This is a genomic window from Shewanella maritima (assembly GCF_043643735.1).
Taxonomy (GTDB): Bacteria; Pseudomonadota; Gammaproteobacteria; order Enterobacterales; family Shewanellaceae; genus Shewanella; species Shewanella maritima_A.
On the sequence record NZ_JBHZSM010000025.1, the window covers coordinates 1 to 21,054 of the forward strand.

General features: G+C 44.1%; 12 protein-coding genes and 1 tRNA gene. 9 read left to right on the forward strand and 4 right to left on the reverse strand.

What is annotated here, in order from left to right; all coding sequences use genetic code 11:
• Positions 1-9: 9 nt before the first annotated feature.
• From ACHUGF_RS17750 to ACHUGF_RS17775, 6 genes are all read left to right on the forward strand, one after another.
• On the forward strand, positions 10-11,484 hold the full coding sequence (locus ACHUGF_RS17750; protein WP_394133275.1) for a VCBS domain-containing protein: 11,475 nt from the start codon (positions 10-12) through the stop codon (positions 11,482-11,484).
• Positions 11,485-11,513: 29 nt separating this feature from the next.
• Positions 11,514-11,597: transfer RNA gene (locus ACHUGF_RS17755), tRNA-OTHER, on the forward strand.
• Positions 11,598-11,916: 319 nt separating this feature from the next.
• The gene (locus ACHUGF_RS17760; RefSeq protein ID WP_394133240.1) at positions 11,917-12,348 is read left to right on the forward strand and encodes an N-acetyltransferase; all 432 of its coding nucleotides are present in this window, start codon (positions 11,917-11,919) and stop codon (positions 12,346-12,348) included.
• A gap of 120 nt (positions 12,349-12,468) precedes the next feature.
• Complete coding sequence (locus ACHUGF_RS17765; protein WP_394133241.1) at positions 12,469-12,615, forward strand: DUF2200 family protein; 147 nt, start codon at positions 12,469-12,471, stop codon at positions 12,613-12,615.
• Entirely contained in the window at positions 12,584-12,766 is a 183-nt protein-coding gene (locus ACHUGF_RS17770; RefSeq protein WP_394133243.1) for a DUF2200 family protein, read from the forward strand. The genes ACHUGF_RS17765 and ACHUGF_RS17770 overlap by 32 nt, the downstream gene beginning before the upstream one ends.
• Before the next feature lie 58 nt (positions 12,767-12,824).
• Complete coding sequence (locus ACHUGF_RS17775) at positions 12,825-13,181, forward strand: hypothetical protein (protein WP_394133245.1); 357 nt, start codon at positions 12,825-12,827, stop codon at positions 13,179-13,181.
• Positions 13,182-13,321: 140 nt separating this feature from the next.
• On the opposite strand, the gene ACHUGF_RS17780 is transcribed toward ACHUGF_RS17775, so the two are convergent.
• On the reverse strand, positions 13,322-14,164 hold the full coding sequence (locus ACHUGF_RS17780) for a LysR family transcriptional regulator (protein ID WP_394133246.1): 843 nt from the start codon (positions 14,162-14,164) through the stop codon (positions 13,322-13,324).
• Positions 14,165-14,264: 100 nt separating this feature from the next.
• On the opposite strand from ACHUGF_RS17780, the gene rimK reads away from it, so the two are divergent.
• Genes rimK through ACHUGF_RS17795 form a run of 3 tightly spaced genes read left to right on the forward strand, consistent with a single transcriptional unit; the run spans position 14,265 to position 16,661 of the window.
• The gene (rimK, locus tag ACHUGF_RS17785) at positions 14,265-15,173 is read left to right on the forward strand and encodes a 30S ribosomal protein S6--L-glutamate ligase (RefSeq protein ID WP_394133248.1); all 909 of its coding nucleotides are present in this window, start codon (positions 14,265-14,267) and stop codon (positions 15,171-15,173) included.
• A gap of 25 nt (positions 15,174-15,198) precedes the next feature.
• Positions 15,199-16,233, forward strand: coding sequence for a succinylglutamate desuccinylase/aspartoacylase family protein (locus ACHUGF_RS17790; protein WP_394133249.1), 1,035 nt, complete (start codon positions 15,199-15,201; stop codon positions 16,231-16,233).
• Positions 16,230-16,661, forward strand: a complete 432-nt coding sequence (locus ACHUGF_RS17795) for an ATP-dependent zinc protease family protein (RefSeq protein ID WP_394133251.1) — start codon at positions 16,230-16,232, stop codon at positions 16,659-16,661. Before ACHUGF_RS17790 ends, ACHUGF_RS17795 begins: the two co-directional genes overlap by 4 nt.
• 69 nt (positions 16,662-16,730) lie before the next feature.
• Here ACHUGF_RS17795 and ACHUGF_RS17800 read toward each other — a convergent pair whose 3' ends face one another.
• From ACHUGF_RS17800 to ACHUGF_RS17810, 3 genes are all read right to left on the reverse strand, one after another.
• A complete protein-coding gene (locus ACHUGF_RS17800; protein ID WP_394133252.1) occupies positions 16,731-17,198 on the reverse strand; it encodes a hypothetical protein in 468 nt (155 codons plus the stop codon).
• A gap of 79 nt (positions 17,199-17,277) precedes the next feature.
• A complete protein-coding gene (locus ACHUGF_RS17805; protein WP_394133254.1) occupies positions 17,278-18,765 on the reverse strand; it encodes a hypothetical protein in 1,488 nt (495 codons plus the stop codon).
• Positions 18,766-18,912: 147 nt separating this feature from the next.
• Positions 18,913-20,946, reverse strand: coding sequence for a putative bifunctional diguanylate cyclase/phosphodiesterase (locus ACHUGF_RS17810; protein ID WP_394133255.1), 2,034 nt, complete (start codon positions 20,944-20,946; stop codon positions 18,913-18,915).
• Positions 20,947-21,054: the final 108 nt, after the last annotated feature.

The following is a 21,054-nucleotide window of genomic DNA, read 5'->3' on the forward strand; positions in this document are numbered from 1 at the left end:
GCCGAAAGTCTGCAAGGCCAATTCGGCACACTCTCCATTAATGATTTGGGTCACTGGACTTACACAGCGGATAATGCGCAAGCGGCGATTCAAGGCCTGAAAACCGGTGAGTCACTCTCCGATACCTTGATAGTGCATTCGGTGGATGGTACTGAGCAGAAAATCACGGTCACCATTAACGGTACTGATGATAAGGCCCACATCTCGTCCACAAGCAGTGGCGGTACTAGCACTGCAAGCCTCATTGAAGACAAAGACGTGCATAGTGGTCAACTGCGCGTCGATGGTGCACTTAACATCACAGATCCTGATAACGGCCAAGCCCAGTTCACTGCCGAAAACCTGCAAGGCCAGTTCGGCACCCTTTCTATCAATAATTTAGGCCACTGGATCTACACCGCTGACAATTCACAAACGGTGATTCAAGGGCTTAAAACAGGTGAGTCACTCACCGACACCTTACTGGTGCACTCGGTGGATGGCACCGAACAGAAGATCATCGTCACTATCAACGGCACTGACGATAAAGCGATAATTGGTGGCGTTGATACTGGCTCGGTGACGGAGAACACAGCGGGCGTTGATATGTCTCCCGATCACGCTCAACCGGGTATGGCAACGCTGGGACAAAGCAGCCTTTCAACAAGCGGGCAACTCACCATCATCGATCCTGATTCAGGGCAAGCGCATTTCGATCCCAATGGCAAAGTCTATTCCTACCATGGTCAATATGGTCACCTATTGTTACATCCTGATGGTCATTGGGATTATGCCGTTGCAGCTGGTAGCCATGATTGGCACTTAGGCAGTACAAAAACGACGGTAGGTAGCCAAATCGACCAATTAGGCGAAGGGCAAACTTTAACTGATACCATTACCGTGCATAGTCTTGATGGAATCACCCACGATATAAAAATTACTATTCATGGCAGTAACGACAAGCCCTATTGTGCCGCAGAGGTTACTCTTCAACCTGGCACTGAAGATACCAGCCAAACGTTCACGTTAGCTCAATTACTTGCTAACACCACCGATGTAGATACTAATGATGCGGGCAAACTCACCATTGCCAATATCAGCGTCAATCATGGTTCACTCAAAGACAATCAAGATGGAACCTTTACCTATACGCCAGAAAAAGACTACAACGGTCAGGTCCATTTCAGTTATGACGTAAAAGATGACCATGGCGGTCTCACGCACACCGGTGCCACTACCACCTTAAGCGCTGTTGGCGACACGGCGATCATTAGTGAAGTCACCACAGGCACAGTTATCGAAGATGGTTCTCATAGCAGCCAGAATCTTGGACATATCACTGAGCTTGCCTCTGGTAGTTTACAAGTAATTGATCCTGATAACGGCGAAAATAAATTTAGGTATAGCCAATTCGGCGAAACAGCCGTAAAAGATCAATTCAACGGTCAGCTCCGTATAGATAGCGCTGGCAATTGGGGCTATAGCGTTGACAATAGTCAATTACAACATTTAGCTGCTGGACAGACTGAAGAAGTGGTGTATCGAGTTCATAGCCAAGATGGCACTGCATATGAACTTCATATCCAAGTCGAAGGTACAAATGACGCCCCGGTGGCCAATATTGTTACTTTAACCAATGGCGTAGAGGACACGCATTACCAGATGCAAGCAAGCCAATTTGGCTTTACTGATATTGATACTGGCGACACCTTGCACGCCTTAGCCATCACTGACCTGCCACCAGCATCACAAGGTCAGTTTGTCTTGGACGGACAAACTATTACCGCAGGCCAAAGTATCGCAACTGTGGATATCAGCAAGCTGCAATTTATTCCGGCCAAAGACTTTAACGGAGATGTGCAGTTCGCCTACACAGTTAATGACGGCCATGTTGATTCAGCCAAAGTTAGCAATATCTTGCACATATCTGCAATCGATGATGCAGCTAAAATCCATGGCGACACCCATGGCAATGTTACTGAAGGTGATATCGGTGACCAAACAACTGCGACTGGACAATTAACGATTACTGATGTCGACGCAGGACAAAACCCGGTTTTTCCTGATATAACCTCAACAGCGACCACCTATGGCCATATTGAAATGCACAATGGCCAATGGACTTACACATTAGATCAAAACAAGGTCCAACAACTCGATCCAGACCAAGCGCCTGTCGTCGATCACCACACGTTTACCGCCAGTGACGGGTCAACACAAGTGGTGGATATTACTATTAGTGGCAGTAATGATAAGCCCATTATCGAATCAGCTCATGCCGCACCGGCTGGCACATCTGCGACCTTGAAACTACAAGAGGTTAATATCATCGCCCAACCCACTGGCGCTAATATTGATGTCGCTGCCTCCAATGCAGAAAATACCGCGCGTTGGGGCACCGATGTTACCGGCGTCGCCACAGGCGTTAAGCTAGTTGGTTTGTACAAACCTGGCTCAGATCATAACTGGATAACTACTCCAGCTACTACTACCACAGACCACAGTGGCGTCGGAGGATTTAGCCGAGTCGATAACCATGACTGGTGGCATCAGCATGGAATACCAGACACAGTGAACACCGGCTCTGGTGGTGCGAGTGGCCACGGTAATGTTTGGAGCGGCGGTATTGTGGTATTTGAAGATGCGACTGGACATCAAACCATTGGTATTATCAATCGGGTATGTACTGGTGGCGGCTCAGAGGTTGATTACCTTTATTATCATGCCTACCAAAACCTGCAATTGGGCAGCACGGCATACAGTGGCACAGCAGCCCCAGGCGAAACAATCAATGTCATGGATGGTAATAATAAGTTAGCCAGTGTCGTTGCTGACAGTCATGGGCATTGGCAAGTTGCAGCTAATCATTTAAGTGACGGTTTGCATACTCTGCATGTTGAAAATAGTACCGGCCAGCATTCTGCAGAAACCGTCTTTCAAGTCAGTGGCAACGTTGTCAGCAACATTACCCCTGCGGGACTCAATGCTGAATTAAAAGAAGACGCTGCACAAGCCACTATTGATGGGGAGTTGCGTACATCTGATATTGACAGTGGCGATAGCGCTAGCTTTAACATTCAAGCACAACACACTACCAAATATGGTCACTTTAGTTTGGATGCAGATGGAAAATACCATTACACCATCGATAATACTAACCCTACGGTTAACCAACTTGGAGTAAATCAAACACTCACTGAAGTCATTCCTGTGACCTCCACTTCAACCGATGGTAGTACAGCAACCAATAATATTACCATCACCATTCATGGTTCTGTCGATAAACCCACATTAAGCGCCTCAGCGCCAGATGCCCAACAAGGCACTGTGATGGACTTAAACTTGAATGTGGCTGCAACCGATACCGGTGGTGATACTGAAAACTTATTGATCAAAATTAGTGGATTACCTGACCATGCACTTTTGAATCACGGCACCTACGACAACATTGCTAAGATGTGGGTATTGCACAAAGCCGATCTCACAGGCTTAACTTTAGATTTAAAAGCCCCCTATTTCCATGGTGACTTACAATTCAACGTCACCGCCACAGCATCTGCTGGAGGTGAAAGTCAGTCTATAACCCAAGCTGTGACGATGTTCATCAATGAACCACCTAGCGTATATGCTGCGGTAACAGGCAGTAAAATTGAAGATTCCGGCATGGGCGCTATCAATTTACTCCAAGGCGCAACTGACGCAGATACCGCTGAGGTATTGTCGGTTGCAGATCTTCAATATCAAGTGGGCACGGTTAGCCTAAGCACGACCAAACCAGATTTTTTAAGCATAGGTAAAGATGGTCATACATTAGTGGTTAACGCCAATGCCGCTGAATTCCAACACCTAGCAGCAGGTGAAACCGAAGTCATTACGGTGAGTTACAACGTCAAAGATAGCCATGGTGGCCAGGTAGCACAAACGGCGAAAATTACCATTACAGGGAAAGATGATGCCGCGCAGATATCAGGGCATATCAGTACCGACGAGCGCACGCATATAACTGAAGATCTTCGTCTTTCAGGTGCTCATATGTTGTCATCAGACAGGATGACATTGCAGGTAACCGATACCGATAGTAGTGAAAATTACTTTATTCCTACTGGTGCTAGCGGGAATACCGATGCTCACAGTCATGGATCTTGGGTCAATGGAGATCAGCATGTTGGGGAGTTTATTTTACATGCATCAGGCGAGTGGTTATTTAGAGCAGACAACAATAACAGCAAAATTAATAGTTTAGGTGAAGGAGAAAAAATCACTGACACTATTACTGTCCACAGTGCTGATGGTACTGCACAACAATTAACTGCGGTGATTTATGGCAGCAATGATCGCCCGACCATTACAACTCAAGTCATTTCAGCAACAGAGGACACAGATTATCAATTTACTCTGGCTAACTTTGGCTTTACCGATGTTGATAGCCATGACTCTCTCGACCACATTACCATCACCTCACTACCAGATGTTGCACAGGGCAGCTTACTCATAAACGGAGTCGCTGTTAGTGCTAATCAGCAAATTAGTGCCGCCGATATTAGCCAGCTCACTTTCAAGCCAGCACTCAACTTTAATGGTGATGTGCACTTTGGTTACACAGTCAGTGATGGTCATGCTGATTCATCAGCTGCTAGGGCATCAATACATGTCGCTGCAGTAAATGATCCATTAACTGACAGCGGTGCGCGCGATTTAGGCGCAACTGATGAAGACCGTTCGATTCATATTACACAGGCGCAGCTACTTGAACACTTGTCAGATGTGGATGGACACTTAAGCGTAATTGGTTTACCTACGTCACCACATGGTAGCTTCTCCGGTGATGCGGCCCATGGGTTTACTTTTACCCCTGCAACTAATTTCCACGGTGATAATCTCGATATACAGTACCAAGTTACCGATGGCACCAGTCAAAGCAGTGCACATGCAAGCATAGACGTTACCTCTGTGACCGACCCCGCTACAGTAAGCCTACATATTTCTGCAGAACAACAAGTGATGAGCTTTGGTTCCGGCGATAAAACAGCTTATGCCAAAGTAGACGGTATCGATGCCGGTGGCCCCATGCATGCAATGTCAGCCGAAATCACCTTCGTACTCGACAATGGCCATCCACCAAGCAATGCAGCGGTGCTATTAAACTACTCTGTACCCGGTGGTCATGATCAACAAAATACCATTACTTTTTGGAATGCCAGTAATCTCCAATTTGCCTTTATGGGGCCAACAGTAGACACAGGAGTGAACTTACTTGATGGCAATACACATCGCTTAACGATGACATGGGATTCTGGTAGTGGTCACTTGGTAGTTTTTGATAACGGCCAAATCATCAAACAACAAACGGTTAATCAAGGTGGCACATTCCCTAACGGCGGTACTTTTATCGCTGGCACACGAGACAATTCCGCCGGGGCTGATAATCCAACAGATTATACCGCTAGCTTGTCAGCAGGAGGCCGAGTATTTTCGGCAACCATGGTCGACCATGCGGTGACTCCTGCATCTGTTGCTTTAGGTACCATAGCCCATGAGCCTAATGGAGTTCTGACCAATATTATGGCCGATGGCAAAGGCAACTTCATCGATACTACTGGCCATCATACTGTAACAAGTGGCCCTGGTGCTCATACCGTAGTTGTGCCTGTTGATAGTAATGCAGGCACTATTCCTAGAGGTGCGTTATTGCACCTGCACCCTAACGCAGCTGTAAATGCCCCTGACGATGTTGTCACTAAACTTGAAATTAGTGGCCTAATTAAAGGTACACTCTTATCGGATGGACATGGGCATCAGCACACGATAGCCAGCCTCAATGATAAGGTGGATATCCATGGCTGGAATACCGCATCGTTAACTGCACAGTTACCCCATGATGCAGCAACAAACATGAACGTGGCGCTTACTGCAACAACCCAAGCTCCTGATGGAAAAGAAGCAATTTCAATTGAACATGAAGGGTTACAACTTGATCCTAACAAGCCCATTCCAGATGCAACAATCACTGGTGACTCGACCGGTAATACCGATGAAGATCATTCAGTAAGCGGCCAGCTAACAGTCACCGACACTGACGCTAGCCAAGCACACTTTGCTGCCAATGATGTTAGTGGTACCTATGGACACTTAGCGATTGATTCAGCTGGCCAGTGGACCTTTACTCCAAATGCCACCGCAAATGCGTTAACAAAAAATGATCAGGTACACGAAACCTATACCGTCACCAGTATTGATGGAACTCAACACCAAATCACCATCAATATTGATGGCCGTGACGATAACCCAATCGTTACTGAACTCGCAGCACCTAAAACCGTTATTGAAGACGGCGGCCACGACCACGTTCACACTTCAGGCATGCTAAGTATCAGCGATCCAGATACTGGCGACACCCATAGCATTACCGAACAAACCGATGTGTTGGGTACATATGGACACTTTACAATTGCAGCCAATGGCGGCTGGCATTACGAACTTGATAATGCTTTAGCTGCTACTCAAGCCTTAACCGAAGGGCAACACGTTACCGAAACATTTAATGTAGTCGTTACTGATAATGAAGGTGGTCAAACAACTCACACCATGCACTTTGACGTACAAGGTAGCAATGAAGCACCAACGATTGCGACACAAGTCATCCATGCTATTGAAGATGTTAATTATCACTTTACTGATGTTGACTTTGGTTTTACTGACAGCGATGGCGGCAGTTTAAGCAGTATCACCATTACTGAATTACCCGCTGCCAGTTTAGGTGTGCTGCATCTAAATGGTGCTGCCGTAACGGTTAACCAAGTCATTAGCCAAACGGATATTGCTAACCTGATATTTGCCCCTGAACAAGACGTTAACGGTAGAGTTAACTTTAAGTACTCGGTTAATGATAGCCATGACAGCTCATCGGTTGCAACAGGTGTAATTGATATTGCAGCCAAGAACGATGCGCCAACCTCTGTTCACCTCAACATTAGGGATGTAGAAGACCACAGCCATACCTTTAGCAAAAGTGAGTTCGGTTTTGCTGATGTTGATACGGGCGATACATTGCAGCACATTACCATTACTCACCTGCCCAATCCTGCACACGGTAGTTTGTTATTAGATGGTCGAGCAGTGGTTGCTGGCCAGCAAATTGATGCTGATAACATTGATAAATTGGTCTTTACGCCGGTAACAGATTTTAATGGCGAGTCGGCGTTTAAGTACTCAGTAAGCGATGGCAGCCTAGACTCGAAAGAGTACACTGGCGCAATCCACATTTCAGCAGATAACGATGCGCCAACTTTCTTAGCAGGTGGGCAATTTGCATCACTGCCCATCTCGGCGGCTTACGAATTTTCGGGTAATCAAGGCACCGATCTATCAGGCCGAAATAATCATGCCGTGCTAAGTGGCACTATCACAGCCACCACAGGTGCTGATGGCACTCCAGATTCAGCAGTGCAATTTAATGGTGATAGCGGTGCCAAAATCGAAGTCCCGGATTTACAATATGGCCAAGGTATTACGGTATCCGCCACGGTCAAATTTGACTCAATAGCTGACAGTTATTCCAGAGTGTTTGATTTTGGTAATGGCCAAGCCAAAGACAATATTTTACTCACCCATAGTGGCACCACCGATACACTGCAGCTCGAATTCATCGACGCTGCGGGTCAAAAGCATGACCTAATGGTGCCTCATGGGGTCACCCCGGGCCAATGGATGAAACTGACCGCGACCATTAGTCATGATGGTCATATGGCACTGTATAATAATGGCCAGCTATTAGGGGAAACCGATAGCGGCGCAGAGCTTCCCGCTACCGCTAGAAGTCAAAATTTCATTGGCAAGAGTCACTGGTCACAAGATGGTAACCTGCATGGTGCTTTTGATAATTTTGCGGTGTTTGATCAGGTCATTTCTCCTGCACAAATTAAAGCACTTGCTTCAGCAAGTAACTTGAATGATCTGCTACATAAGTACGATCAAATAGACCACGACCAATTTCACGCAACAGTTAACGTCAATCAAAGCTTTACCATCAATCAAGATGATATTTTAAACCAAGCCACTGATATTGATGGTGACACCTTATCGGTATCCCACGTATTCATTGCTGGGAATCACGGCACGATTCACGATAATGGTGATGGCACTTGGACCGTTACCCCTCAATCCAACTATCGCGGTGAATTGAAAATCGAAGTCGACGTGACCGATGGGCAAGAAACACTACCTGCGCACCTAACAGTTCAAGTGGGGAATGCCAGCATCACCGGTGATAGCAAGCTAACTACCGACGAAACCCATGCCGTTTCGGGTCAACTTACAGTGACCGACCCCGATACCAACCAAGATCACTTCATTGCTCAAGTGCTGCCTAGCAGCCACGGGGAATTTAGTATCGATACCAGTGGTCATTGGCAATATACGCCTAACAAAACCGCACAAGCGCTGTCACAGGGCCAAAGTGCCACCGATATCGTTACAGTTAAGACTGCCGATGGTACCCAACATCAAATCAGCGTCGACCTCATTGGTAGCGACACCGCGCCAACCACCGTCACCACCGATTTAGGTAAGGTTGAGTCTGGCCACACCCACGATTTTCAAGCAACTGATTTACTTGCGAATGTTACCGATGTCGATACCAGCACCGCGGGATTATCGATTGTGGTAGGCTCACTGCTCTCACCCCATGGAACGGTAGTTACCAATCCCGATGGCAGCTATAGCTTTACTGCAAACCCAGGCTTTGTTGGTAACGATTTAGCCATTAGTTTCAAAGTCAGCGATGGTCATAACACGGTTGATGCCAACGCCATAATTGATGTCACGCCGCCTCTGGCAATTACCCGGTTAGAATATGATACCGGTGTCAGTGATAGCGACTTTGTTACCAGTGACGGCCACATTATCTTATATGGTACTGGCGAGCCCGGTAGCACCATCATGGGCAGTGGGATTCTCAGTGGCCCTAAAGTAATTGTCGATGCAAATGGTCATTGGAAATTGGATGTTAGCGCAACAGATCGCGCCGATGGTACCTATACCATGACCGTATTTGAAGCCAAAGCCGACGGCAGTTATGCCCAAGCCCATCATAAAATCACCATAGATACAGCTAAACCCACTCTATCTATCGACCCGATTTCGGACGACGATTGGGTCAACCACCATGACCACCAGCAGGATTTAACCATTACAGGCACCACGACCCATGTGGCAGATGGCAATTCGGTTGATGTGATTGTGGCAGGCACACACTATAACGCCACCGTAAGCAACGATCATTGGCAACTGATCATTCCTGCCAACCAAGTTGCTAATATTGGCGACAACGCCTATCAAGTTCATGCAGAGGTTGTCGCGACAGCAACGGGCGATAGCGCTCATGACCAGCGGCAACTGGTGGTTTCAGCCGATCTCAGTACGCTGATACAAACTCAAGCCGTCGAGGAAGACAGTAAGATGACTGCGGCGGGAACGTTATTTGCTGTTGGCGCCAGTGAAACCGTGACCACTACCGGGGTGCTGCAGGGCAACTATGGCACCTTACACATGAACGCCGATGGTAGCTATCACTACACATTGGACAACCAAACTGCCGCGATTCAGCAAATGGGGCAAACCGATAGCCACGCAGATAACTTTTTCATCAGTTACACCAATAACCATGGCGACACCAAGCATGCCGTGGTCAATATTGGTATTCATGGCACCAACGACGCGCCGCTACTAACAGGCACTTTTGAGATATCCCGTTCAATTACCACGGGCTCAATGACCAACACCCACTCTTACGGCTATATCAATATTGATGACATTGATAACGCTGACAACCTCAACGTCGAGTACATAGATAGTCAAGGTGGTCACCATCAATTGGATTTCACGCCAGGCAACCGCAATAAAATTGATGTGCAGGGCATTGGTCACTTTAATATTGATGCTGACGGTCGCTGGGATTTTACCTTTAGCCACAGTGGTCCAGAACGAGACAAACTCAATCAGGAGGTGGCTGCAGGTAAAATTCATACCGAAACCGTCACCATCAAAGTTACCGATAGCAGCGGTGAGAGCCGGGAAGAACATCTGACCGTGCATATTGGTGACGGTAAAACCGGGCCGCAAATTTTCGGCGCTTCGGAGTCTGTAGTCACTGAAGACAAAGTCACACGCTCGCACGGTTTACTCGATTTATTAGTGAGTGATGTCAAAGTCGCCAGCGGTGTCACCTGGGCATTGCAAGCCGGAACACGTCCGCAATATGGTGACCTAACCTTAAATAGCGATGGCAGTTGGCAATATCAGGCCCACAACGATTCGGCTCGTGTACAGGCCTTGGCTCAGGGTGAGCGACTTGAAGAAACAGTCATGGTGACAGCAACCGACTCCCTTGGCCACAATGTTGATCAAGCCATGAAGTTAGTGATCATTGGCACCAATGACATGCCCGTTATTGGCCACGCGCTTTCGGGTACTGTTGTTGAAGATCATCTGCTGACACTGAACAAAGCTGACTTACTGGCTAACGTAAAAGACGTCGATAGTCTTGATAGTTACTCAATTAGTCAATTACAGCTTGAAGGTGGCGGCAGCATCAAACCCCAAGGCGATCACTGGATAATTAACCCTGGAGTTAACTTTAGTGGTGAATTAAGACTGACTTACGAAGTTTCTGATGGCCACGCATCAGTCGATAATAGTATGGCTGTCCATGTGTCACCTGATGCTGAGACGCCCACCATGATATTCACTAAACATGTCGGAGATTTAGCTTCGCCACTCGATAACATGTCGATTTCGGGTAATGAAAATTCTGATTTAGCACTTAATATTAACGTATCCAGTCCAGATACAAATGAAACGCTCACAGTTGAAATCACAGGTGTTCCACCAGGGGCTTCGCTATCTGCGGGGACTGAAAATAACGGCGTATGGACACTACAACAAAGCGAGTTAACTAACCTCAAAGTTATTCCAGAAGCAGACTTTCATGGCCATTTTGATTTGACGATTAGCGCCACGTCCCATGATGGCAGCTCAACCAACTCTGCAAGCCAAGTGATTGCAGTGGAAGTTATCCCTGCACCGACATCTACTCCAGCACCAGTATTACAAAGCGATGAACCAGATACGTTAAATCAAAGTGATGATATCGACGTTAGTTTAGTCATTGACAGTACTGATTGTCTTGCCGCACCAGCACCTATTGATCATTACTTACAGATGGTTGGATTAACCCACGATGAGATTAAACCAGATACAGGCATTCCAGACCTAGCGGGGTTGCCAACAATGCATGAGCTTAACACTGCTGATCCACAAGCAGATATGATTGATACTGTTGAAGTCGATGCATTTGAAAACATGCTCGATGATGAGCACAAAGATCATCAAAAAGCTGATATCGATTCCGCTAACATTATAGATGAACCAACTGATGACAACATCAATCAAGATAATGATGATGACATGTTACATCAAGCATTGAACAATATGCATAACCAGTTATAGGTTCATTTTTGTTAAACAATTTAGTAAATGCGGATGTGGCGGAATTGGTAGATGCGCCATCTTGAGGGGGGGGAGCTATGCTCGTGTAGGTTCAAGTCCCACCATCCGCACCACTAAATTGATTGACAATATTTTAAAGGCCCGTTTCTTCATGAAACGGGTCTTTTTCTTTTGCATAGCTATTTGGTTATGATTGGAGCCTTCTTTGGGTTACATAGCAACTGGCATTATCTTGCGGGGGCTTATCTCAAATGCTGTTTAGCTAAAATGCAATGTCCTCTTTGTTGGCTGTTTTGACAATGTGAAGGATAAAATAGAAATCAGTGATACTGCATTTTCGTAATAACGTTTGAACACTAAACTGTACTCTGTATATCAGATACTTAATTTAAAAGAGTCGGCTTGTTGACAAGCGATAAGGCTAAATAACACATGATTAGAACATTGCGAGAGGATGATTTAGATAGTGCCGTCGCTATCTGGTTAGCGGCATCCATCAAAGCGCACAGCTTTGTACCTGAAACGTTTTGGCAATTGCAGCAGCAAAATATGCGAGAGGTATACCTGCCGAATAGTGAGTCTTGGGTATATGAAGACAATGGCCAAATTCTTGGATTTATTTCATATTATGATGGCAGTATTCCAGCGATTTTTGTTGCTCCTCAAGCGCAATCTAAAGGTATTGGCGGTCAACTGTTAGATACAGTAAAAAACAAATATGAACAGTTAACATTAACTGTTTATGCTGAAAATGAGAAAACTCACCAGTTCTACCTTCGTCATGGTTTTACTGATGAAGGCACTTGTATTTGTGAACACACTGGGCATAAGCAAGTTGAAATGCGTTGGATAAAGGCTGCGTAATAAAACTTTTGCTGGATACCAATGTCTTAGCCATAAACTAGAGGATTGCAATGAAAACAACCCAAGCGCAAGATGAGCAAATAGCGGCGATGGTCTTTTGTAAAATTTACCCACTCTAATGTGGCAAAAATTGAGAGAAAGGGCAGAACTGTTGCGGAATTGAATCAAGTTATCTGCTGGCTCACAGGTTACAGTAAGCTTGAGCTTCAAGCCCATATTAAAGGCTCTGCGACGTTTGAAGTGTTTTTTTTTACATGCCACAATTAATCCAAATGCAAAGTTAATCACTGGCAAAATTTGCGGTTATAAAGCTGAAGATATTGAAAACCCGATTACTCAGCAATCTCGATATCTTGATAAGTTAGTCGACGAACTCGCAAAAGGTAAACTGATGTCAAAGATATTACGTGGTGATTAGCGCAAGCAACCCGCTAGCTTTGCTTTAGGTGACAATGCGTTTTAGATAGGGTCATACAATGAAACATTTGCATCTTTTTCTAGTGTTATGTCTAGCGCTAGTCGGTTGTGCTAGCAGTGCTGATAAACCATTTGAAGGCTTCTTTATATACGGCCATGAAGTGTCCGATTTCAAGCCGTGTAATGGCTCAGACAACTATTGGTTAAATGGTGAGTCTAGCTCGATGGAGCTGATTGAAAACGCCTCGATGCAGCTTTCAAAAAAAACAGGTAAGCCTTATCAAGCTATTTATGTTCAATTTTCAGGGTATATTGATGAGCGTCCCCCAACAGGTTTTGAACAGGGGACTGATGGTCTACTTTATATGACTGAACTGCTTACCTACTCTGAAAACGCTCCCGAGACTTGCCAGTAGTTTGAACCTCTAAACACAAGTTAACTAGCTTATGCATTATTTAATGTAGTCGTGCTTCCCACCTCTAAATACAGAAGAATTAAATGAGGGCGTTGATAAATTAAATCTATCAACAGCCTATGTTTGTTTGAATGATGTGATTAATTTCTTAAATAAGGAAATAACATTAATGCATCTTCAATGAGTGGCTTTTTATTGCTTTTCGCTAAATAGATGGCATAAATTTCACGCCGATATTCTGGGGCATTTTCTATTTTGAATAGCCTACCTTTTCGAATATGTTCAAAGCACATTTGTTTAGGTAGATACGCACAACCGCCAGCCTCTAATATAAAATTCAATGCAATACGAGGCTGACTCATATTGTGACGGATGACAGCTTGCTCCGCGTAATCACGCTGAAACTGGCTATTGACTGATTCGCCATAGTCCACCGCAACCATACTGTGGCTATCGCCAAAATTAACATCTTTATCAGTTGAGACAAGCTGTAATGGCACTGTTGCCACTTTCTCGGTGATAACATCTTCTAGATAGGGTGGCTCAAATAAAAAGGCAATATCAATCAGCCTACCGACAATTTGCTTTCTTAATTCTACTGGCGAAAAATTGTGAGTGTGTAGGTGGACATCATCAAGGTTACGGTCAATTTTTTGTAACCAGTCTTGCAAGACGATGTCCCAAATAGCCATCATTGAACCAACAAACAGCTGATCTGAATTTTGATGACTCACACCGACATCTTGTTTGATCTTTTGCCACATGATCAGCATTTCATTGGCATGTTTGACTAGTCGGTGGCCTTCAGCGGTTAATTTCAAACGCTTGTTACTGCGATCAAATAGCAGCACTCCCAGCTCATCTTCAAGTTGCTTAATCCTGCTACTGACCGCTGCTTGGGTTAAATACAAGTTTTCTGCCGCGATTCTGACATGCAGTGTTTGACTGACTTCTATGAATGTGGTGAGCAGTTCAATTTTCATCTGTTTGATAAAATAAATTTGTTAAATGCTATTTATTATTTTGATTTTTTTTTCAATAAGGTTCAACTATATTTTGCGTCATTACATTAAGGAGTGAATGATGAAAATTGCCATCTTATCCCGTAACGAGAACTTGTACTCAACGCGCCGCCTGAAAGAGGCGTGTATTGCCCGTGGCCATGAAGTGGATGTGATTGATACTTTGCATTGCTATATGGATATCACCAGTAGTCGTCCAGCTGTGCGTTATCACGGTGAAGAATTACCTAAATATGATGCCATTATTCCAAGAATTGGTGCCTCCATTACTTTCTACGGTACCGCGGTGGCACGGCAGTTTGAAATGATGGGGACATTTAATGTCAATGAGTCTGTCGCGATTAGTCGCTCAAGAGATAAATTACGCTCATTGCAATTATTGTCTCGTAAAGGCATTGGTCTACCACGCACAGGTTTTGCAAGTAAGCCAGACAACATCAAAGACTTAATCAAGAATGTGGGCGGTGCCCCATTAGTGATTAAGCTATTGGAAGGTACGCAAGGGATCGGGGTGGTTTTGGCTGAAACCTCAAAAGCTGCTGAAAGCATTATTGAAGCATTCATGGGCTTGAAAGCAAACATTTTGGTGCAAGAGTTTGTTAAAGAGGCGGGTGGGGCAGATATTCGTTGTCTAGTTGTTGGCGGGCGCGTTGTTGCCGCGATGAAACGTCAAGGTGCGGAAGGGGAGTTTCGTTCAAATCTTCACCGCGGCGGTTCTGCTGAGTTGGTGAAGCTCACTAAGGAAGAACGTGAAACGGCTGTCAATGCTGCCAAAATAATGGGACTGAATTTTTGCGGTGTTGATTTATTACGATCACACAATGGGCCGATGGTGATGGAAGTGAACTCTTCGCCAGGGTTAGAAGGGATTGAGGTCGCAACAGGCTATGATGTAGCTAATAAGGTTGTTGAGTTCATAGAAAAAAATGCAGCTTCAACCAATGCTAATAAAACCAAGGGTAAAGGCTAAGTTCGACAATTAGGTAGAGAACAAAATGAGTGTATTAACAATTGGTGAGCACAGCATTGCGCCTGGTCAAACTAAGAAGATTGATCTGCCTGTTGCCAAGCTTTATACCGACGCCGATGTAAATTTACCCGTTTATATTATTCGTGGTAAGAAGCCGGGGCCGACAATGTTTGTGAGTGCCGCAGTGCATGGTGATGAACTCAACGGTATTGAGATCATCAGGCGATTGATTAATTTAAAGGGCTTTAAAATCTCCTCTGGAACGCTGATAGCCGTACCAATGGTGAATGTATATGGCGTGGTTAACCAAAGCCGATATATGCCAGATAGGCGTGATTTAAACCGCAGCTTTCCAGGTTCCTCTAAAGGCTCGCTAGCCGCTCGAGTGGCGAATATTTTCCTCAAGGAAATTGTTAGCCACTGTGACTATGGTATTGATTTACATACAGGTGCGATACATCGCTCTAACTTGCCACAAATTAGAGCTCAACTAGCGGACAAAGAAACCCTAGAGCTGGCTAAAGCGTTTGGTGTACCAGTGATTTTGAACTCAGATATTGTTGATGGTTCGCTGCGTGAAGCCGCAGTAGAGAAAGACACGAAAGTATTGCTTTATGAAGCAGGGGAAGCATTGAGGTTTGATGAGTTTTCGATTCGGGCTGGAATAACTGGCATTGTCAATGTACTGCGTTACTTAAACATGATGCCAAAAAGCCGCAAACGGAAGAAAAGCATTCATCAATTTATTGCAAATAACAGTGGTTGGCTCAGGGCCAGTAGTAGCGGCATTGTGACGCATCACTTTCAATTGGGCGACCAAGTGAAAAAAGGTGATGTACTCGCTGATATCGGCAGCCCTTATGGTGATTTATTAGGGCAGGTGATTGCAACTAAAGACGGTGTCATTATTGGAAAGCAAAATATTCCTTTGGTGCAAGAAGGTGAAGCTATGTATCACATTGCCTTTTTTAAAGAAGATGATGAAGCCATTGCGGAACAAATTGAATCTGTGGAAGAGCAGTTAGTAAACAGTCATGTTGCTAATGAGGTGCTGATATGAATAAACGCATCATCATTGGACATGTGGAAAATATCACGTTGCCTGATTTAGGGATCAATCAACTGACGGTCAGAGTGGATACCGGTGCACAAACATCATCACTACATGTCGATAATATCAAACGGATATCTTTGGATGGTAAGCCGGGGATTACGTTTGATATTCACCCTGAAATTCATAATGTCGAGAAAACAGTGAGTTGTCATGCCATGTTACATGATGTAAGAAAGGTGAAATCATCCAACGGCATGAGTGAACAACGCTATGTGATTAAAACGCCTGCTATATTGGGCAAGCATGAGTGGGATATAGAAATCACACTCACTGACCGCTCAGATATGACCTATTTGATGTTGCTCGGACGGCAAGCTCTCGATACGCACTTTTACATCGATGCATCAAGTGCGTTTGTGGCATCGTTTGAATAACGTCATTGGCGCTGGGCTGGAGGACAGTTGATTACTCCAGCCTAAAAACAACCACTGACCAGTGCTTTGTTACTCGTTTGAAGCTTTCTTGCTGTTATCTAATGCAAAGTAGATTTTGCCGACGATGATTTCTGCAATCAAAATGGTAAAAATTACTGCAAAAAATGCCACGATACCATTGAATGGGCCTGTGAATTGCACTTTGTCGCCAAACAGTAAGTTAATCGCTTCTAGCATGACAAACTTGGAACCGACCAAAATAATGTAGCTGCAAATACCACGGTAAATTTTGGCTGATTTGCCTGGTTTAGTACTGAAGTATTGAGCAAGTCTATTCTCAAGCCCGATGGAGAGCTTTAATAACAACTGCAGTAAAATTGCAGCCATAAAGGAAATTGAAAACGACTCAATATTAACGTGCTCCCAGTACTCATCAAAAAAATTGAGTACGGTTAAGTCCACTAATATCGCAAGGGTATAACCTACAAACAGTCTTTGTGGGGTATTAAAGTTATAGATTTTCTCTGCTTTACTCATGTTTTTTCCTAAGTGTCCATGTTAAGGGGGGAACCCTGTCGTTTGAGTTCAAATAAAGTCGAAACATAGGGATTATTTGTTAAAAACGGTAGTTCAATACGGAGATGAATTGCCGTTTATCATCGCCTTTTTGTGAATATTCCATAGCCAGTGACCATTGACGGTTAAAATTGTAGTTTGCGCCTGCAATAAATGACCATTTATCAATATTTTCTTGGCGAATTTTGTAATCGATATATTCATTGTCACCTAAGCCAAAGTCCGGAAGTTGAAATTGACCTGTGATGGTTAAGTCACTGTCGAGGTAATTAGCACCAATAAACAGTGCAATGCTTTGATTTTTGTAAGTCGGGATTTGCTTACCAATGCGAGGAGAAGCATTAAATACTAGCTCTTCTGCTTTAGAGCTTTTCATTTTAATGTAGCTAAATGAAATCGGCACCGTGACAAAGTAATCCTGCCAACCTGCTGCCAAGATGGTTCCCAGAGTGTAGTTCATGCCATCTAAATCGACATCAAGAGGTACATGTAATGAGTTGTCTTCTAGAAAGTCATACAGTTTCTGGCACACAGGTTTAGGTGGAAAGCCTGAGCAATCTAATTCGAGTTGTTCAATGATAGAGTTGCCGTCTAATTCAAATTCAATGTGTGCCATGCCGTTCACCTTACCCACGGTGGCAAACACGTTCATGAAAGGAAACAGCCAAGCGTCAAACTTGATTTGCGGCGACTCTGAATGGGAGTAGTTATTGTCAAATGTAACAAACTCAATCGGAATTCTGCCTTTGTCCCAAAAACTAAACCCCGCTTCTAACTCATCAATGGTCATTCGCTGTTTGGTTTCAGCATAGATGATACTCACACCGTAGGGCTTAGGCAGACTGTAACCTTTATCAATAACATCCTGTGCAAAAAAAGGTAACGCCTGTTCCCACTTTGTATGGGAAGGTCTTTCGATCTTATCCTCCTTATTTGCGACTCTTAAATCCCCTAAGCCTGTATAGGTCAGAGAATGATTAACTGAGATAGATTCTACCTGTATTGATCCAACTAAACTGGTATCTCCTTGGTAGTTCACATAGGTTGGGAAAGCAGTGTCTCGACCAATAAAATAATGCTTTAAATTACTGTCGCTTTGCCAACTCGCTTCAGTGGCGAGTGCGCCGCGGTAACCATTTTTAATAAAAGCATCCAAGCTTTGTTTATCTTCGAAAAGGGTTAAAGTTTGATAGCTTCCATAAGCGAGTCCAGCGCCTAGATCATAACGATTGATATCGATATAGGTATCAGTGCCATTGTGGTTATCATGAATGATGCCAATACCCGAGCCACCGCCAATAACGGGCACTTTAAGTCTGAACATGAAAATGGTGGCGTAGCCATAGGCATCATTAATTTGTTGCTCAAGGCGAGGGTAAGACTCTAAAAGCGAGGTGATAAGTTGTTTTGATTGAGCATTTAAATCATCTCTGACTTGTTGGCGCTCTTCGACAGGAATGGTGTTACTACAACCAATCATGGCGAAACAAAATACTGATAGTAACCAGTGTTTGAATGATAAATTCATAAGTCCTTTTATCTCACTGTCTTAATTGGTAACAGCGCAATGTAGCGATATGCTAACACTGAAACAGCCATGTTCAGGCAAGGTATATCGCGCTTAAAAGGGCTATTTATATTGCAATTATAAAAGGCGGTCGATTATGCTTTATTATTAATTTGCCACGCTGTTCTGCAATGGTTTGATGTATTGCGCTTCAAACTCATCTAGGGGCAGTGGTTTACTGTAATAAAAGCCCTGACCAATTGCACATTCATGCTCTTTTAACCAGTTAAGCTGCTCTTCAGTTTCAATGCCTTCAGCCACAATGTCTAATTTAAGCTGTTTACCCAACATCAAAATTGTTGAAGCGATTGCGCTGTCTTTTGGTAAACCATTTACAAATGCTCGGTCAATTTTCATGGTTGTAATAGGCAAATGTTGTAAATAAGAAAGTGATGAATATCCTGTACCAAAATCATCGACAGCAATGCCAAAACCGGCGGTCTTTAGCTGTCCGAGTTTGTGAATTGCTTCCTCAACATCATTCATTAATGATGTTTCTGTGATTTCTATTTCTAGTAGCTCTGGGTTAACTTGATGGCGAAGAGCAAGTTGTTTGATATCTGGCACTAGACTAGCATCAGCAAATTGCTGTGAAGCGACATTAACGGCAATTGGCAACGCAAAACCATACTGTTTTTGCCATTCACGAATAATCTTACAACTTTGTTCAATTACCCAACGGCCGATAGGAATAATGATGCCAGTTTCTTCAGCAACTGGGATGAATGAAATAGGGCTTATTAATCGGCCATCTTTTTGCCAGCGAATCAAGGCTTCACAACCAATGACCTTGCCTGTACTTAGATCAAGTTTAGGTTGGAAATACAGCAGGAATTCTTCATTTTTTAACGCATCGTGCAATGAGGCTTCTGTTCTAAGACGTACAGCCGCTTTTTCAGTCATTTGTTGTTTGAAGAATGACCATTGATTTGAGCCTGCAGCTTTTGCGCTATACATGGCAATATCAGCATGACGGATTAAGTCTTCAGCGCAGACCCCGTCTTCTGGGTATATAGAGATACCAATTGAAGCTGCAGGATGAATTGCATGATCATTTAATTGAACGGGGGCATTAAGTTGAGTCAAAATCTTATCGACAAAGTCAGCAGCTTGATCAGGCGTTTGAATATCATGGGCGAGGATAACAAACTCATCTCCGCCCAAACGCGAAACACTGCCTTTATCACCCACCACACGTTCTAGAATACGTGCAATTCGGGCTAAAAACTGATCTCCTAATGCATGACCCAATGAATCATTAACATTTTTAAATCTATCTAAGTCTATGAAAAGTAGTGTAAAGCTACGCTTGTGTACTCTTGAACGTTGAATGGCAACATTCAACGTTTCTAATAACAAGGTACGGTTTGGTAACCCAGTTAGTGGGTCACGTGTGGCCATTTTTCTCAATTTGTTTTGAGTTTGACTGAACTGCAGCAATATTTGATTGAACTTGCTGGTCACTAATCCCAGTTCATCATCTTTGTGGGCCTTTGATATCGGTAACAGATTTTCATCTGGCGAATCAGTGTCAATTTTATCAATAGCCTCACTGATCTGTGCAATAGGCTGTGTGAGGAAACGGTGGAATACAACCGTTAATACTAAGGTGAGCAATAATGCCCTTGCAAGCGTAGCAATAAAGCCAAGTTGCAATTGATCAAATAATGAATTTGTTAGCTTTTGTGTGTCATAAAAAATGGTCAGTGTACCAATCAATTGTTGCTTGTTACTGCCCTCAAAGTAGTAAGGACGATACAGAGGCCGAGATATTTCTTTTAAACTATCGAACAACTTTGCACTAATCAGCGCATAGTTCTCAGAGCGTTTACTTGGCTCGTTTGCAACGGACACGAACAAGCTACCATCATCCAGTTCGATCATTGATGAACCGACATGATCAACTTTAATTATTCCTTCAAGTGTTTGAGTCGCAAGTTTGTCATCCAATGACCACACTGCATTGGACGTAGTTTGCTCAACAGAATTCAGGAGTTCTTGTTGGGACGCGGTTAACTGCTGCTTAGTATTAACGACGACGAGAGCTATTTCGACAATGAAAACGGCAATGGCAAAGAAAAGCGCTGTGAACACAACTAGATTGGTTTGTTTCCAAGTCAGAGATTTAAAGCTTGCGTTCATCTAGTATTTCCGTGTCTTGGTGACGTCTATTTTCATAGGGCCTATAGCGGGCGCACAATCACGTATCAATTTGCGTCATTTATTGTTATCGACTTTGGCCGAAAAATC

Excerpts from the sequence above, each read along its gene's own strand:
- ACHUGF_RS17760 (WP_394133240.1), top strand. The coding sequence starts at position 11,917 with ATGATTAGAACATTGCGAGAGGATGATTTAGATAGTGCCGTCGCTATC.
- ACHUGF_RS17775 (WP_394133245.1), top strand. The coding sequence starts at position 12,825 with ATGAAACATTTGCATCTTTTTCTAGTGTTATGTCTAGCGCTAGTCGGT.
- ACHUGF_RS17780 (WP_394133246.1), bottom strand. The coding sequence starts at position 14,164 with ATGAAAATTGAACTGCTCACCACATTCATAGAAGTCAGTCAAACACTG.
- rimK (WP_394133248.1), top strand. The coding sequence starts at position 14,265 with ATGAAAATTGCCATCTTATCCCGTAACGAGAACTTGTACTCAACGCGC.
- ACHUGF_RS17790 (WP_394133249.1), top strand. The coding sequence starts at position 15,199 with ATGAGTGTATTAACAATTGGTGAGCACAGCATTGCGCCTGGTCAAACT.
- ACHUGF_RS17795 (WP_394133251.1), top strand. The coding sequence starts at position 16,230 with ATGAATAAACGCATCATCATTGGACATGTGGAAAATATCACGTTGCCT.
- ACHUGF_RS17800 (WP_394133252.1), bottom strand. The coding sequence starts at position 17,198 with ATGAGTAAAGCAGAGAAAATCTATAACTTTAATACCCCACAAAGACTG.
- ACHUGF_RS17805 (WP_394133254.1), bottom strand. The coding sequence starts at position 18,765 with ATGAATTTATCATTCAAACACTGGTTACTATCAGTATTTTGTTTCGCC.
- ACHUGF_RS17810 (WP_394133255.1), bottom strand. The coding sequence starts at position 20,946 with ATGAACGCAAGCTTTAAATCTCTGACTTGGAAACAAACCAATCTAGTT.